This is a genomic window from Micromonospora sp. NPDC000668 (genome assembly GCF_042897975.1).
In the GTDB taxonomy this organism is placed as follows: domain Bacteria; phylum Actinomycetota; class Actinomycetes; order Mycobacteriales; family Micromonosporaceae; genus Micromonospora.
The window spans coordinates 97,570-112,645 of the sequence record NZ_JBIAYP010000009.1; the positions used below are offsets into that span (position 1 = coordinate 97,570).

Sequence of the window (15,076 nt, forward strand, 5' to 3'; positions counted from 1 at the left end):
GCAGCGGGCGGCAGGTCAGGGCGTGAGCAGGGTGGCGAGCTGGCGTTTCCAGGTGGCGAGCAGGGCGGTGCGGCGGGCCGAGTCGTCGCTGAGCAGGTTGGCCACCCCGAGCCCGCGCAGCAGGTCGAGGGTGGCCTGCACCGCCTCGCGGACGCCGGGACGGCGCTCGTCGACGCCGAGCAGGGCGACGGTGAGTCGGTGCATCTCCCGGCCGACCGTCGCCTCCAGTGGCACTAGGGCGTCCCGAAGCTCCCGGTCGGTGCGGGCGGCGACCCAGAGTTCGAGCGCGGCGACGAAGAGCGGCCCGGTGAACGCGGCGGCAAGCAGGTCGATCACCCGATCCAGCCGCTGCGACCCGGCGGGCAGTGCCTCCGCCTCGGTGCGCAGCTCATCGGCCCGGCGCTCGGCCAGGTGGGCGACGGCGGCCGTGACCAGCGCGGCTTTGGTGGGGTAATGGTGTAGCTGAGCACCGCGTGAGACGCCGGCCCGGGCCGCGACGACGGTGGTGGTGGTGCCGGACCAGCCGTGCTCGATCAGGCAGTCGACGGTCGCCTCCAGCAGCCGGGCCTGGGTGGCTCGGCTGCGCTTCTGCTGAGGGACGCGCGTCGATGCGGTGGACACGGGGACAGCCTGCGGCCTACGAAACAAACAGTCAAGACTGATTTTTTCTGTTCCCGGTGGCGGGCGCAGCTCTTGGACGGGCCGGCCGGTGTCCGTGCTTCCTGGTCCCTGTCGAGCTGCCCCATATTTGGGGCAGCCTCCGCACGCCACGTTCCGCGCAGCTTTGGGTGCCGGGTCGGGTGCCCGGTGGGATGCCGCGCAGCTTGGGTGCCGGGTCGGGTGCCTGTGGGATGCCGCGCAGCTCGGGTGCCGGGTCGGTTGCCGTGCGGTTCGGGACGGTCTCAGATCTGGGGCAGCTCGACAGGCAGCGAGGGTGGTCCCCGGCCCGGTCCGGCCTCGGCAGGCCCGGGCCTGCGGGCGCGGTGGCGGCTGTGGCCGAAGCTGCTTGTCAGCGGCCGTCGCGTGGGGCGAAGACGGCCAGGGCCTCGGCGTCGCTGTGCTCGGAGCGCAGGTACTCATCGACCCAGGCGGCGGCGTCGGGGAAGGTGGAGTCAGCGGTCACCCGGGCGCAGGCGAGGTCCACGTCGAAGTTCGTGCGGCGCAGCTGCACGCCCGGCCCGAGCAGCGTCCACCACGCGCCCGCCCCGCCGTACGGCATGCCGATGCTGCCGGCGTTCACCACCAGGCGGCGGTCGACCAGCCGAGTGAACGGCATATGGGTGTGGCCGCAGACCACCGTCGTCACCTCGTCCGGCAGTGCGGCGAAGGCCTCCGCCCAGCGCTCCATCCGGGTGTCGACGAGCACGACCTCCTCGTCGTCCCGAGGGGTGGCGTGGCAGAAGAGCACCGGGCCCAGACCGTCGATCTCCAGGGTCACCGTCAGTGGCAGCGCGGCCAGCCGCGTGAGGTGGTCATCGCGGAGCTGCTCGGCGGCCCAGTTCGACACCTCGATCGACGCGGGACTGCCTTTCCGCGCCTCGACCAGTTCGCGGTCCGCGTTGCCGCCGACCCAGCAGACCCGGTCGCCGAGGCCGGCGAGCACGTCCAGCACCTCGACCGGCTGCGGGCCGGCCGCGATGTCGCCGGTGAGCACGATGAGGTCGGCGGCGGCGACGTCCGGCTCGGCCAGCACCGCCTCCAGCGCGGGTAGCACCCCATGGATGTCGGACAGCACAGCAACCCGGTTCAACATGGCTCCACCCTGGCGGCGGGCGAAGCGTCGAGTCCAGCGATTCTGCGCCGGGCAGAGAGAGACGGGGCGGTAGGCGGGTCCAAAACGAAACGTCCCCGCCCACCGTCGGAGACGGTGGGCGGGGACGGGACGTGCTACTCAGACGCGGGCGCGACGGGCCAGGCGCTCCGGGTCGAGGATGATGATGCTCTTGCCGTCCAGGCGCAGCCAGCCGCGCGAGGCGAAGTCGGCCAGCGCCTTGTTGACCGTCTCCCGGGAGGCGCCGACGAGCTGGGCGATCTCCTCCTGGGTGAGGTCGTGGGTCACCCGCAGCACCCCGCCGTCCCGGGTGCCGAACCGGCCGGCCATCTGGAGCAGGTTCTTGGCGACCCGACCCGGCACGTCCGTGAAGATCAGGTCGGCGAGCGAGTCGTTGGTCCGGCGCAGCCGCCGGGCGAGCACCCGGAGCAACTGCTCGGCGATCTCCGGACGGTTGTTCAGCCACGGCCGCAGCGCCTGCTTGCGCAGTCGCACCAGCCGGGTGTCGGTCACCGCGGTGGCGGTCGCCGTACGCGGACCCGGGTCGAAGAGCGACAGCTCACCGACCATGTCCGACGGGCCCATCACCGCGATCAGGTTCTGCCGGCCGTCCGCCGCGCGGCGGCCAACCTTGATCTTCCCGGACAGCAGGATATAGAGGCTGTCACCGGGCTCGCCCTCATTGAAGACGATCTCGCCCTTGCGGACCTCGATCGTCTCCATCTCCTTGGCGAGCGCCTCGGCAGCTTCCGGGTCTACACCCTGGAAGATCCCGCTGCGGGCCAGTACCTCGTCCATCGCGCACCTCCGCTTACGCGTGCCGTCCGTCGGCCGGGTCCGCCGTCCGCTGATCCCCTCGCGCGCCGCCAAGTCTAGGCGCACGTGAGCACGAATCAGAGGTCGCCCCTGGAATCTTGGTCGGTGGCGTAACCTGCCCGACGTGCTGACCGAGCCAATCCTGACCAGCCGAGCCGAAGACGGGCGGGACATCCCGCTGCTGGTGTGGCGCGCCGACGGGCCGCTGCGGGCGGTCAGCAGCGGCCCGCTCGGCGGCGGCATCGGCATTCGGCAATGGGTGCTGAACGCGACCGTGCCCATGTCGTACGACCGGGACGACCCCGCCGGGCACCTGGCCGCACTCGCCGCCGACCTGGCCCTCGACGGCCCCGGGGTGGGCCTGCTGACCGGCGTTGATGTGACCGAGGTGGTTGCCCGGACCGACACCGGGGTGCGGGCCTGGGCGACCGTCGGGCTCGGCACCCCGGTGCTCGCCGCCGCGCCGGTTCCGGCCGCGCTCACCCAGCGGGTCGGCACGGTCAACATCGTGGTGTACGTGCCGGCCCGGCTCGCCGACTCGGCTCTGGTCAACGCGGTGGCCACCGCGACCGAGGCGAAGGCCCAGGCGATCAGCGAGATGGGGCTGCCGGGAACCGGTACCCCGACCGACGCGGTCACCGTCCTCTGCCCGGTGGACGGGCCGGAGGCGGCGTACGGCGGACCGCGCTCCACCTGGGGTGCCCCGCTGGCCCGGGCGGTGCACGCAGCGGTGCTCGCCGGTGGCGACCGGCCGGTCGTGCCCTGGTCGGACCGGCTGACCGGCTGAACTTCCGACCGATCGGCCCTCGTCGGCGCGTTTACGGCCCGGTAGGGTCGCGGGCGATGTACGCTCCCGCCTCCCTCGCGCCCCGCCCGCGCCGCCGTGTCGCCCTCGGCGTCGCCGCGCTGCTGGCTGCCCTGCTCGTCGCCGGCTGCGCCGACTCCGGGGAGTCCCCGGTCTGGCAGCCGGGTGCCGGCGGCGGTGGCACCGGCGCTCCGGTGGCCACGGCCGGCCCGAAGGCCAGCGGGGATCCCTCGGCCTCCGGCGGGGACGCCGCCATCTCGCTCTCCGCCACCGGCGACATCATCATGGGCAACGCCCCGAGCCGACTGCCCGCCGCCGGTGGGAAGGGCTTCTTCACCTCGGTCACCGGGGCGCTCAAGGCCGACCTGGTGATGGGCAACCTGGAGGAGCCGCTGACGGTGGACACCGGCACCGGCAAGTGCGGGGCCAACTCCACCCGCTGCTTCCAGTTCCGGGCCCCACCGGAGTACGCCGCACACCTGCGGGACGCCGGCTTCGACGTGCTCAACCAGGCCAACAACCACGGCTACGACTACGGCCCGAAGGGTTACGAGAACACCCAGAAGGCGCTGGAGAAGTACGACCTGGAGCACACCGGCGCCCCGGACCAGATCACCGTGGTCGACGTCAAGGGCGTCAAGGTCGCCGTGGCCGGCTTCTCGTCGTACGTCTGGTCCAACAGCCTGGTCGACATCGCCAAGGCGAAGGCGGTGGTGGCCAAGGCCGCCACCCTGGCCGATCTGGTCGTGGTGCAGGTGCACATGGGTGGCGAGGGAGCGGACAAGACCCGGGTGAAGCCCGGCACCGAGATGTTCCTGGGCGAGAACCGGGGCGACCCGGTGAAGTTCTCGCACGCCATGATCGACGCCGGGGCGGATCTGATCGTCGGCCACGGGCCGCACGTGCTGCGCGGGATGGAGTTCTACCAGGGGCGCCTGATCGCGTACAGCCTGGGCAACTTCGCCGGTGGCGGCAACTCGCTGAGCAACACCGGCCGGCTCGGCTGGGGCGGTGTGCTCAAGGTGTCGCTCAAGCCCGACGGCACCTGGGCCGGCGGCTCGTTCACCTCGACGTACATGAACTCGGCCGGCAAGCCGACGATGGACCCGGACGACCGGGGCCTGGGTCTGGTCACCGAGTTGAGTCGCAGCGACTTCCCGAAGGACGGCGCCCGGTTCGACGGGCAGGGGAAGATCTCGCCGCCGACCGGCGGCTGACCCGGCGGGAACGTCCGGGGTGCGACGTAGGCTGACCGTCGTGACCAGTAGCCCACCCGGCGCCAGCGAGACCGACCTCGGGCGCAAACGCCGCGCCCGGAAGATCGGCCGGGTGCTGGCCGAGACGCACCCCGACGCGCACTGTGAGCTGGACCACTCCACCCCGCTGGAGCTGGCCGTCGCCACCATTCTCTCCGCGCAGTGCACGGACAAGAAGGTCAACGAGGTCACCCCGAAGCTCTTCGCCCGCTACCCGACCGCCGCCGCCTACGCCGGCGCCGACCGGGGCGAGATGGAGGAGCTGATCCGGCCCACCGGCTTCTACCGCAACAAGACCAACTCGTTGCTCCACCTCGGGCAGGCACTCCTCGACCGGTACGACGGCCAGGTGCCCGGCCGGCTCGCCGACCTGGTGACGCTGCCCGGGATCGGGCGCAAGACCGCCAACGTCATCCTGGGCAACGCCTTCGACGTCCCGGGCATCACCGTCGACACGCACTTCCAGCGGCTGGTGCACCGGTGGCGGCTGACCGCCGAGACCGACCCGGTCAAGATCGAGCACGCGGTCGGCGCGCTGTACGAAAAGCGCGACTGGACCATGCTGTCGCACCGGATCATCTTCCACGGTCGGCGGGTCTGCCACGCCCGCAAGCCGGCCTGCGGCGCGTGCACGCTGGCCAAGCTCTGCCCCTCGTACGGCACCGGCCCGACCGATCCGGCCGCTGCCGCCAAGCTGCTCAAGGGCCCCCGGGCACGCGACCTGGCGACGGCGGCCGGGGTCGACCCGGCGCTGGTGCCCGCCCAGGCGGTCGCCGCGGAGGTGCCGTGAACCGGCGCCTCGCTCTGCTGCTCCTGCCGCTGCTGCTGGTCGTCGCCGGTTGCACCGACGGCACGACCGACGACCCCGCACCCCGGCCGGCGGCCGCTGAGCGCCCGTCGCCATTCGACGACTGCGCCGCGCTGAGCACGGCACCCACGTCCGCCGCGGACGCGGCAGCACCCGCCTCGGGCGGGGAGGCACTGCCGGAGCTGACCCTGGCCTGCTTCACCGGCGGCGCACCGGTCGCTCTGCGGGACGTGGCCGGGCCGGCAGTGATCAACGTGTGGGCCTCCTGGTGCCCGCCGTGCCGCAAGGAGCTGCCCGCCTTCCAGCGGCTCAGCGAGCGGGCTGCCGGCCGGCTCCAGGTGGTCGGAGTGAACAGCCGGGACAGCCGCGGCGGCGCCCAGTCCATCGGGGAGGACTTCGGCGTCCGGTTCCCGATCCTGGTGGACCAGGGCGAAGCGCTGCAACGGGAGCTGAAGCGCAACGCGATCCCGCTGACTCTCTTCGTCGACGCGCAGGGGCGGATCCGACACGTCGACGCCAGCGGCGCGCTCGACGATGCCCGGCTCGCCGAGCTGGTCCACCAACACCTCGGTCTGACGGTGCCGGCGTGACCCACCGACCCGACTGGATCGAGCCTCTGCTATCCCGGCTGGGCACCGCCCGCGCCGAGGACTTCACCCGACTGACCACCCCGGCCGAGGGCGGCCGGGAGAGCGCCGTGCTGGTGCTGCTCGGCGAGCAGCCCGGCGCCGGCCCCGACGTGCTGGTCCTGCAACGCGCCGCCACCCTGCGCAACCACGCCGGCCAGCCGGCCTTTCCCGGGGGCGCGGCCGACCCGGAGGACGCCGACGTCCGCGCCACCGCGCTGCGCGAGGCGAACGAGGAGGTCGGCCTCGACCCGGCCAGCGTGACGGTGCTGGCCGAGTTGCCGAAGCTGTGGATCCCGGTCAGCGACTTCGTGGTCACCCCGGTGCTGGCCTGGTGGCACGACCCGCACCCGGTGCACCCCCGGGAGCCCGCCGAGGTGGCGCACGTGGCCCGGCTGCCGGTCAGCGAGCTGGTCGACCCGGCCAACCGGATGCGGGTCCGCCACCCCAGCGGCTGGATCGGGCCGGCGTTCTCGGCGCGCGGCATGCTGGTGTGGGGCTTCACCGCCGGGGTGCTGGCCACCCTGCTGGAGATGGGCGGGTGGGCCCGCCCGTGGCCGCGCAGCCGGGTGGTCGAGCTGCCGCCGACCGGGGCGACCCCCGCGCCGTCAGCCGGCACCGACGAGGTCGACGAGACCGCCCTACGCTGACCGCGCGGTCACCTTCAGCGAGCGATGGTCATCTGCCGGGCGTGCGGCCCGTACGCTTGACCCGTGTCCGCCGTGGATCTCGTCCTGCTGCTGCTCATGCTCGTGTTCGCGATCAGCGGATACCGCCAGGGCTTCGTCATCGGAATCCTGTCGTTCTCCGGCTTCTTCCTGGGCGCGTTGCTGGGCCTCCAGCTCGGGCCGCTGCTCGCCCGACAGTTCGTGGACAGCGGCACCCGGGTGCTGATCTCACTGGTCGTGGTCTTCGGGCTGGCCGTGGTCGGTCAGGCGCTGGCCGGCTGGGTCGGCTCGCACCTACGCAAGACGATCACCAGTGAGGTGGGCAGGCGGGTCGACGACGTCGGCGGGGCGTTCGTCTCGCTCTTCGCGGTGCTGCTGGTCGCCTGGCTGGTCGCCGTGCCGCTCGGGTCGTCCTCGCTGCCCTGGCTGGCCGCCTCGGTACGCAACAGCGCGCTGATCACAGTGGTGGACCGGGTCCTACCGGACCAGGCCCAGCAGCTCTCCACCGCACTGCGGGAAACCGTCGACACCAACGGCTTCCCGGACGTCTTCGGCGACCTCGCACCCACCCGGGCCCGGCAGGTCGAACCGCCCGACCCGGCGCTGGCCGGCTCCCAGGTGGTGGTCAACGGCCAGCGGTCGGTGGTCAAGGTGCTCGGCTCCGCCCCCAGTTGCTCGCGCCGGATCGAGGGCTCCGGTTTCGTGTACGCCGACGACCGGGTGATGACCAACGCGCACGTGGTCGCCGGCACCCGCTCGGTGGCGGTCGAGCTCGGCGGCGATCGGTACGACGGTCAGGTGGTGGTCTACGACCCGGAGCGCGACCTGGCCGTGCTGCACGTGCCCGGGATGCCCGGCCCGTCGCTGCGGTTCGCCGCCGGCAACGCGGGCAGCGGCTCCGACGCCATCGTGCTGGGCTTCCCGCTCGACGGCCCGTACAACGCACAGTCGGCGCGGATCCGCGACGTCGACCGGATCAAGGGACCGGACATCTACTCCTCCGGCGACGTCAGCCGGGAGATCTACACGATCCGGGCGCTGGTCCGCAGCGGCAACTCCGGCGGACCGCTGGTGTCCGCCAACGGCCTGGTGCTTGGCGTCATCTTCGCGGCGGCGGCCGACGACCCGAACACCGGCTTCGCGGTGACCGCGGCCGAGGCCCGCCCGGTGGCGCTGGCCGGCGCCGAACGCACCCGGGGCGTCGGCACCGGCGAGTGCACCTGACCGCCGCGCGGGTCAGCTCCGGGCTGGCGTGGCGGGTCGGCCCGCGGCCGGTAGCTTCGCCCGCCCCCACCGCACTCCCCGGTCCAGCACCGCGCGAGCCATGATCGCGACGCAGGTGCCACCGTTGAGGAAGGACGCCACCACGTCGCTCGGGTGGTGCATTCCCCGGTACATCCGGGTCATCGCCACGCCGAGCGGCATCACCAGCAGCAGCGTCCACCAGGCCACCTTCGCGCCGGTGCTCCGCGCCCGCAGCGCCAGCAGCACGGCGATGCCGACGTAGAGCGCCACCGCCGCCGAGGTGTGCCCGGACGGGAAGCTGGACGTGGGCGGTGAGACGTCCATGTGCTCCACCGCCGGGCGGTGCCGGTCGATCGCCAGCGTGGTCAGCAGGAACACCAGCGCCTGGGCGGTCACCGCCGCGCACAGGAACAGCGGCTCCCGCCAGCGGCCCAACCAGAGCCGCAGCGCCAGCGCCACCAGCACGGTGACCACGACGATCATCTGGGTGCTGGCCAGTGTGCTGAACACCAGCGACACGTCGTTCCAGCCGCCGGTGCGCTCGGCGGCGAGTTCCCGGTTGACCGCGTCCTCCACGGACAACGGCCAGGTGTGGGCGAACACCCGGGTGACCAGCACCCCGAGCAACACCATGACGCCGAGCAGGAGGGATACCGGCAGCAGCACCCGCCGGGCGATCTGGACCACGGTCTCGGACATGGGCCGCCCAATACCCTGTCGCCGTGGTCGCCACGCCTCAGGCCTCTCCGGGGTGCCGTTCCACCTCCGGCGCGACGCCGTCGCGGGTCGGCCGGACGGGACGCAGCCCGGTGTGCGCCCGCCAACTGGTGAACGCGGCCGTGGTCGCCGCGACCACCGCCGCACCCAGCAGCCAACCGCCGAACACGTCGCTGGCGAAGTGCACGCCGAGTGCCACCCGGCTCAGCCCGGTCACCACGGTCAGCAGCACCGCGGCGACCCAGAGCCCGACCCGCCACGCCCCGCGCCCCGCGTACGGCAGGAACACCAGCAGCAGCACCCCGGCGGTCAGGGTGGCGTTCAGCGCGTGCCCGGAGGGGAACGAGTAGCCGGCGGCCCGCGCGACCGGGTCCAGCAGCTCCGGCCGGTCCCGGCCGACGAGCAGCTTGAGCAGCGGGCCCATCAACCCGCCCACCACCATCGTGGTGGTCACCCAGAGGGCCAACCGGCGGGCTCCCCGGCGCAGCAGCCAGATCACCACGAGCAGGGCGACGGCCCGCAGCGGCATCGGTCCGAAGACCTCGGTCCAGCCCCGCATCAGCGTGACCCAGGCTGAATGGTCGAGCGCATAGCCGTGCAGCGCGTCGGTGACCGTCGTGTCCAGTCGGCGCAGCGGCGGCCAGGCCCCGAGCACCAGCAGGGCGAGCAGCGCGAACGGCACGAGCACCAGGAACGCCGCCGTGGCGGCCAGGGTCAGCCGCAGGCCCAGCGAATGGTCCGGGTCGAGGCGGCGCTGCCGCCAGGACGGGGTGTCGGCGGGGGCCAGGGTGCGCGGGCCGGGCGTGCTCATGCCGACGGTTCTACCCCACCGACGGTGGGGTCAGGCCTGCCGCACCGACCGGATCAGCGGGGGCGCCGGCGGAACTGCCGCACCATCAACGCCGCTCCGGTGACCAGGGCGACGAAGAGCGCGGCTCCGGTCCACAGCTGTTCCGGCGCCGAGTCGTCCTGCGCGCCCGCCGGCCGGGCCGTCCACCGGGTCTGCTGCCGGGGTGCGGTGAGGCCGAGCGGGTCGCTGCCGGCGCCGGTCACCGGGTCGTCGTCAGCGGAACCGGGGGCGGGGCCGAAGCCGACCACGCCCGGCGACGTCAGGTCGTCCAACGGGTTGGCGGTCACCGGCGGCACCTGCGCGGTCAGCGCGGCCACCGGATCCACCACCCCGTACCCGAAGCGGTCGTCCCGGCCGGTCGGGCCGAGGTCACGTGCGGTGGCCAGCAACCGGTTGACCACCTCGCCGGCGGGCATCCGGGGGTAGCGGGACCGGACCAACGCGGCGGTGGCGGTCACCAGCGGCGCCGCGAAGCTGGTGCCCTGCACCCGCCAGTACCCGTCGGTTGGTTTGGCACCGACCAACCCGGTGGCGGGGGCGGTGAGCACCGTCGCCCGGCCGGTGATCGACCCGGACCAGAGATTGTCGCTGCTGCGTTCCAGGCCGGCGACCGCGATCACGCCCGGCTCGCGGGCCGGGTACCAGACCTTGGAGTTGCTGGAGGTGGCCAGGTTGCCGGTGCAGGCGACCACCACCACGTCCCGGGCGAACGCGTAGTCCAGCGCCGCGGCCAGGGCCGGGCTGTCGCCGCTGCCGCCCAACGACAGGTTGATCACGCGGGCGCCGTTGTCGACCGCCCAGCGCACTCCCTTGGCCACGATGAGCGCGTCGTCGTAGCGGTTTTCGTCGTCGAGCACCCGTACCGGCAGGATCCGGGCGTCCGGCGCCAGGCCGACCACACCCCGCTTGTCGTCTTTCCGCCCGGCGATCAGGCCGGCGACGGTGGTGCCGTGGCCCACCGGATCCGGACCGGCGCCGCCAGCGGGGCCCACCAGGTCGAGACCGGGCAGCACCTGGCCGGTCAGGTCGGGATGGCTGGCGTCCACTCCGGAGTCGACCACCGCGACGGTCACGCCCCGCCCGGTCGAGCTGCGCCACGCCGTCTCGGCGCGCAGCTCGTCGAGCTGCCACTGCTCGTCGCGGACCTGGTCACTGCGGGCCACGCTGTCACCGGGGGCGAACGCCACCGACGCGCCAGCGAGCTGGCCGCCTGCGGTGGGCACGGCGGCGGGCACGGCGGCTGCGGCCGGGGCCACGACGGCAAGCGCCGCCGCCACACCGAGCAGCACCCGGCCGGTCGCCCGTCGGGCCGCTGCCGGACAGCTGTGCCGAACCCCAGTCACATCCTCAGCCATTCATCCCGACGAAACCATGACGATCGGAGATTACCGGTTTCCCCACCTGTCACGGGAGGAACCGCTAAGACAAGGGTCACGGCGGCGGCAGCTGGGCGAGCTGGACGAGGCGTACGCCCTCCCGCCGGGTGACCAACCGACCACGACCAGGTGGCAGCGGCCCGGGCCGGACCGGCCCGACAAGTGCGCCCTCCTCCGGGCTGCCCGCCATCACCAGACCGGCGGTGGAAAGCTCCCGCAGCCGCTGCACGATCGGCTCGTACTGGGCCCGGCCCGCTCCGCCGGAGCGGCGGGCAAGCACCAGGTGCAGTCCGACGTCGCGGGCGTGCGGCAGGTGCTCCTCCAGTGCCCGCAACGGGTTCGCCGGCCCGGCCGCGACCAGGTCGTAGTCGTCCACCAGCACGAACAGCTCCGGTCCGGACCACCAGGACCGGTCGCGCAGCTGATGCGGGGTGACCTCCGGCCCGGGGGCACGCCGCTCCAGGTAGCCGGCGGCCGACTCGACCAGGTCGGCGGTGTGCGCCGCGGCGGTGCCGTAACCGATCAGGTGCGGCGTCTCGATGGCGCCGAGCAGACTGCGTCGGTAGTCGACCAGGATCACCCGGGCCTGCTCCGGGGTGAACCGGGTGATGATCGAGGTGGCCAGCGCGCGTAGGAACGACGACTTGCCGCACTCCGCGTCCCCGAAGACCACGAAATGTGACTCGGTGGCGAAGTCGAGCACCACCGGGCGCAGGTCCGCCTCGGCGATCCCGATCGGCAGCCGCAGTCCGGTCGTCGCGGCGAGGTCCAGGTCGGCGTACGGCAGCACCGGCGGCAGCAGCCGGACCCGGGGCGCCGGGGGACCCGCCCAACTGCCGGCGACCCGTTTGACCAGGTCGGCGGTGTCCCCGCTGGCGGCGGCGAGCTGAGGCAGTGCGGTGAGGAAGTGCAGGCTCTCCGCGGTCACCCCCCGACCGGAGCGCTCCGGCACGTTCGCGGCCGCCCGCCGGGCCACCAGCGAGTCTGCGGGGTCGCCGAGGCGTAGCTCCAGCCGGGAACCGAACAGATCCCGGATCGCCGGGCGGAAGTCCAGCCAGCGCAGCGCCGTGGCGACCACGTGCAGCCCGTACGACAGGCCCCGGGTGGCCAGGTCGGTGACCAGCGGCTCCAGGTCGTCGTACTCGCCGCGGACGGTGCTCCAGCCGTCGATCACCAGGAACACGTCGCCGAACGGGTCGGCGCCCGGCTGGTTGGCCGTCCCCGCTGCGGCCCGGCGCCGCCGGTACGCGGCCATCGACTCCACGCCCAGCTCGTTGAAGCGGCGTTCCCGCTCGGCCAGCAGGGTGGTCATCTCGCCGACGGTGCGCCGCACAGCGGTCGGGTCGGCACGGCCGGTCACCCCACCCACGTGCGGCAGGTCGCGCAGCGCGGCCAAGCCGCCGCCGCCGAAGTCGAGGCAGTAGACCTGCACCTCGGCCGGGGTGTGGGTGAGCGCCAGCGCGCAGATCAGCGTGCGCAGCGCGGTGGACTTGCCGCTCTGCGGCGCACCCACCACCGCCACGTGCCCGGCCGCGCCGTCCAGCGCCAGCCAGAGCAGGTCGCGGCGCTGCTCGAGCGGCTTGTCCACCACGGCCACCGGCACCCCGAGCGCGCCGTGCAGCTCGGGGTTGCCCACGGTGAGCCCGCGCGCCGGGTCGACCTCGACCGGGCCGAGCAGCTCGTCCAGTGCGGGCGGCTGGCCGAGCGGCGGGAGCCAGACCTGATGCGCGGGCGGTCCCTGCCCGACGAGCCGGTCGACCAGCAGGTCGAGCAGGGTCTCCCGGCCGCCGTCCTCCTCGGCCACGACGGGCAGGGCCGGCGTGGCCGGCTCGGGCACCGGCACGACGTGGGTGGTGAAGGTGAGCAGGCGGGCGCCGCCGCCGGCGGTCACACCGGCTGTCGCGGCTCGGCGGTGGATCGCCCCGGAGACGTACGCGGCCTTGAACCGGGCCAGCGGGTCGGTGCCGGCGCGCAGGTAGCCGTGGCCCGGTGAGCGGGGCAGCTCGTGCGCGTCCGGCACCCCGAGCACGGTGCGCGACTCCAACGCGGAGAAGGTGCGCAGCCCGATCCGGTACGACAGGTGGGTGTCCAGCCCTCGTAGCCGCCCCTCCTCCAGGCGCTGGCTGGCCAGCAGCAGGTGTACGCCGAGGGACCGGCCGAGCCGGCCGATCTGCACGAACAGGTCGATGAAGTCGGGCTTGGCGGAGAGCAGCTCGGAGAACTCGTCGCAGATCAGCAGCAGCGACAGCAGTGGGGCCAGCGGGCTGCCGGCCGCCCGGGCCCGCTCGTAGTCGCGCACGCTGGCGAAGTTGCCGGCCCGGCGCAGCAGCTCCTGCCGGCGGACCAACTCCCCGTTGATCGCGTCCACCATCCGGTCGACCAGGGGCAGCGCGTCGGCCAGGTTGGTGATCACGGCGGCGGTGTGTGGCAGCCGGTCGAACGAGGCGAAGGTGGCGCCGCCCTTGAAGTCGACCAGTACGAAGTTGAGCTGCTCGGAGCTGTGCGTGGCGGCCAGCCCCAGCACCAGCGTGCGGAGCAGCTCGGACTTGCCCGAGCCGGTGGCCCCGATGAGCAGGCCGTGCGGGCCCATCCCGTCCTGGGCGGATTCCTTGAGGTCCAGCTCGATGGCCCCACCGTCGGCGCCCACCCCGATCGGCACCCGCAGCCGGTCCCGCGCCGAGCGCGGCGCCCAACCCTGCTCGGCGGTGAAGCTCTCCGGGTCACCGAGGCCGAGCAGCTCGGGCAGGCCCAGCTCGGCCTGGAGCGGGGCGTCCGGGCCGCGAGCCGCGCCGGCCAGCCGCAGCGGCGCCAACCGTCGGGCGACCGCCTCGGCGTCGGCGGGGTCGAGCTGGTCGGCGCTGCCCACCTCGGCATGCCCCTCGGCCGACCAGGAGTGCAGCCGCCGGCCGCGCAGCTCCAGCAGCAGCGCGTACCGGTCGAGCAGGCGCGGCGGTGGAGTGTCCAGGTCCAGGACGGTGACCGCGTCGATGCCGCCGTCGCCGGTCAGGTCGGTGGCACCGGTGAGGTCGCCGCCGTCGAGCACCACCACCACGTGCGGCCCGTCGGTGGCCGGGCCGGCCGGACTGAACCGGGACCGGCTTGCCAGCACGTCGCCCAGCAGCCGTTCCAGCTCGGCGGCGGAGCTGGTGACCAGACGTACCGGGCCGAGTGCGTCGGTGCGTCCGGGATGGTGGGCGTGCGGGAGCCACTTCACCCACTCCCAGCCGGCCCGGCGTTCCGGCCCGGCGCAGATGGCGACCAGCAGCTCGTCGGGGGCGTGGAAGACGGCCAGCTGGGTCAGCACGGCCCGGACCAGCGCCTGCGCCGCCGGGTCGCCGGTGGGTGGCCCGCCGGTGGTCGGGCCGGTGCCACCGGTGGTGCGGCCGGCGGTCCGCACGTGCACCCGGGCGAAGCTGCGCAGTGACAGCGCCACCGGCAGGTCCGGCACCACGGAGTACGCGTCCAGGAAGCGGCGCAGCGCTCCGGCGGTCATCGGCTCCAGCTCCTCCAGCGGCCGGGTGACCGGAGGAACGAGCGGGGTGGCCAGTGTCTGCGGCCCGACGGCGACCCGTACCACCGCGAAGTCCGGGTCGGCGGGGCGCCGCTCCCAGACCCGGTGGCTGTCCACCGTCGACCACAACCGGCCCGGGTCCGGGTGTCGGTAGTAGAGCCCGGCCCGCTGCTGCCCGGCGGTCCGCCGGACCCGTCGACGTAGCGTGGCCAGGTGGCGCAGGTACTCCCGGCGGGCGGCCATCATCTCGGACTTCTTCGGCGTGCCCGAGGCGCTGCCCCAGGAGGTCACCAGCATCGCCAACGAGGAGAGCCCGAACATCCCGCCCACGACGTACGAGTAGGCGCCGCCGCCCCGGCCGAACATCATCGCCATCGCCACCGTGCCGCCGAGCATGGGCAGCAGCATGAGCATCTGCTGCCAGCGCCCGCCGGCCACCGCGGGGATCTCCGGTGGGGCCTCGACCGGCAGTTCGCCGGCGGGGATCTCCGGTGCCGGCCGGCGGGGCGGGCGCTTGATGACGACGGTGGACACTCGGCCTCCTGACAGCGCTGGGTAACCCGAGCCTGGCTCATGGTAGGTAAAGTCCTGTCGTCCGCGCAGCCTCCGATCCCCCTCGATATGGAG

Annotated in this window: 13 protein-coding genes; 6 read left to right on the forward strand and 7 right to left on the reverse strand. The window is 73.6% G+C overall.

Going from position 1 to position 15,076, the window contains the following annotated elements; translation table 11 throughout:
- Window positions 1-15 precede the first annotated feature (15 nt).
- The 3 genes from ACFY29_RS33850 to ACFY29_RS33860 form a co-directional block, all read right to left on the reverse strand.
- Complete coding sequence (locus ACFY29_RS33850) at window positions 16-621, reverse strand: TetR/AcrR family transcriptional regulator (protein ID WP_386992703.1); 606 nt, start codon at window positions 619-621, stop codon at window positions 16-18.
- 388 nt (window positions 622-1,009) lie between these two features.
- Complete coding sequence (locus ACFY29_RS33855) at window positions 1,010-1,753, reverse strand: metallophosphoesterase family protein (RefSeq protein ID WP_386992705.1); 744 nt, start codon at window positions 1,751-1,753, stop codon at window positions 1,010-1,012.
- Window positions 1,754-1,891: 138 nt separating this feature from the next.
- Window positions 1,892-2,569, reverse strand: a complete 678-nt coding sequence (locus tag ACFY29_RS33860; RefSeq protein ID WP_007466162.1) for a Crp/Fnr family transcriptional regulator — start codon at window positions 2,567-2,569, stop codon at window positions 1,892-1,894.
- Window positions 2,570-2,711: 142 nt separating this feature from the next.
- Between ACFY29_RS33860 and ACFY29_RS33865 the strand changes: the two genes are divergently transcribed.
- The 6 genes from ACFY29_RS33865 (at window position 2,712) to ACFY29_RS33890 (ending at window position 7,974) form a co-directional block, all read left to right on the forward strand.
- Complete coding sequence (locus tag ACFY29_RS33865; RefSeq protein WP_386992707.1) at window positions 2,712-3,374, forward strand: adenosylcobinamide amidohydrolase; 663 nt, start codon at window positions 2,712-2,714, stop codon at window positions 3,372-3,374.
- A 56-nt stretch (window positions 3,375-3,430) separates the two neighbouring features.
- Window positions 3,431-4,609, forward strand: a complete 1,179-nt coding sequence (locus ACFY29_RS33870) for a CapA family protein (RefSeq protein ID WP_328421280.1) — start codon at window positions 3,431-3,433, stop codon at window positions 4,607-4,609.
- Window positions 4,610-4,649: 40 nt separating this feature from the next.
- Window positions 4,650-5,438 carry an endonuclease III gene (nth, locus tag ACFY29_RS33875; RefSeq protein ID WP_386992711.1) on the forward strand — a complete coding sequence of 263 codons (789 nt, stop codon included), beginning with the start codon at window positions 4,650-4,652 and terminating at the stop codon, window positions 5,436-5,438.
- The gene (locus tag ACFY29_RS33880; protein ID WP_386992713.1) at window positions 5,435-6,046 is read left to right on the forward strand and encodes a TlpA family protein disulfide reductase; all 612 of its coding nucleotides are present in this window, start codon (window positions 5,435-5,437) and stop codon (window positions 6,044-6,046) included. The genes nth and ACFY29_RS33880 overlap by 4 nt, the downstream gene beginning before the upstream one ends.
- Entirely contained in the window at window positions 6,043-6,732 is a 690-nt protein-coding gene (locus ACFY29_RS33885; RefSeq protein WP_386992715.1) for an NUDIX hydrolase, read from the forward strand. Before ACFY29_RS33880 ends, ACFY29_RS33885 begins: the two co-directional genes overlap by 4 nt.
- 63 nt (window positions 6,733-6,795) lie before the next feature.
- Entirely contained in the window at window positions 6,796-7,974 is a 1,179-nt protein-coding gene (locus tag ACFY29_RS33890) for a MarP family serine protease (RefSeq protein ID WP_328421272.1), read from the forward strand.
- Window positions 7,975-7,986: 12 nt separating this feature from the next.
- Here ACFY29_RS33890 and ACFY29_RS33895 read toward each other — a convergent pair whose 3' ends face one another.
- The 4 genes from ACFY29_RS33895 to eccCa all read right to left on the reverse strand — a co-directional run bounded on the left by ACFY29_RS33895 (window position 7,987) and on the right by eccCa (window position 14,983).
- Window positions 7,987-8,694 (reverse strand): phosphatase PAP2 family protein, encoded by a 708-nt coding sequence (locus tag ACFY29_RS33895; protein ID WP_386992717.1) that lies wholly within the window; start codon window positions 8,692-8,694, stop codon window positions 7,987-7,989.
- 37 nt (window positions 8,695-8,731) lie between these two features.
- Window positions 8,732-9,523, reverse strand: a complete 792-nt coding sequence (locus ACFY29_RS33900; protein ID WP_386992719.1) for a phosphatase PAP2 family protein — start codon at window positions 9,521-9,523, stop codon at window positions 8,732-8,734.
- Window positions 9,524-9,576: 53 nt separating this feature from the next.
- Window positions 9,577-10,917, reverse strand: a complete 1,341-nt coding sequence (gene mycP / locus ACFY29_RS33905; protein ID WP_386992721.1) for a type VII secretion-associated serine protease mycosin — start codon at window positions 10,915-10,917, stop codon at window positions 9,577-9,579.
- Between the two features lie 76 nt (window positions 10,918-10,993).
- The gene (gene eccCa / locus ACFY29_RS33910; RefSeq protein ID WP_386992723.1) at window positions 10,994-14,983 is read right to left on the reverse strand and encodes a type VII secretion protein EccCa; all 3,990 of its coding nucleotides are present in this window, start codon (window positions 14,981-14,983) and stop codon (window positions 10,994-10,996) included.
- Between the last annotated feature and the right edge of the window lie 93 nt (window positions 14,984-15,076).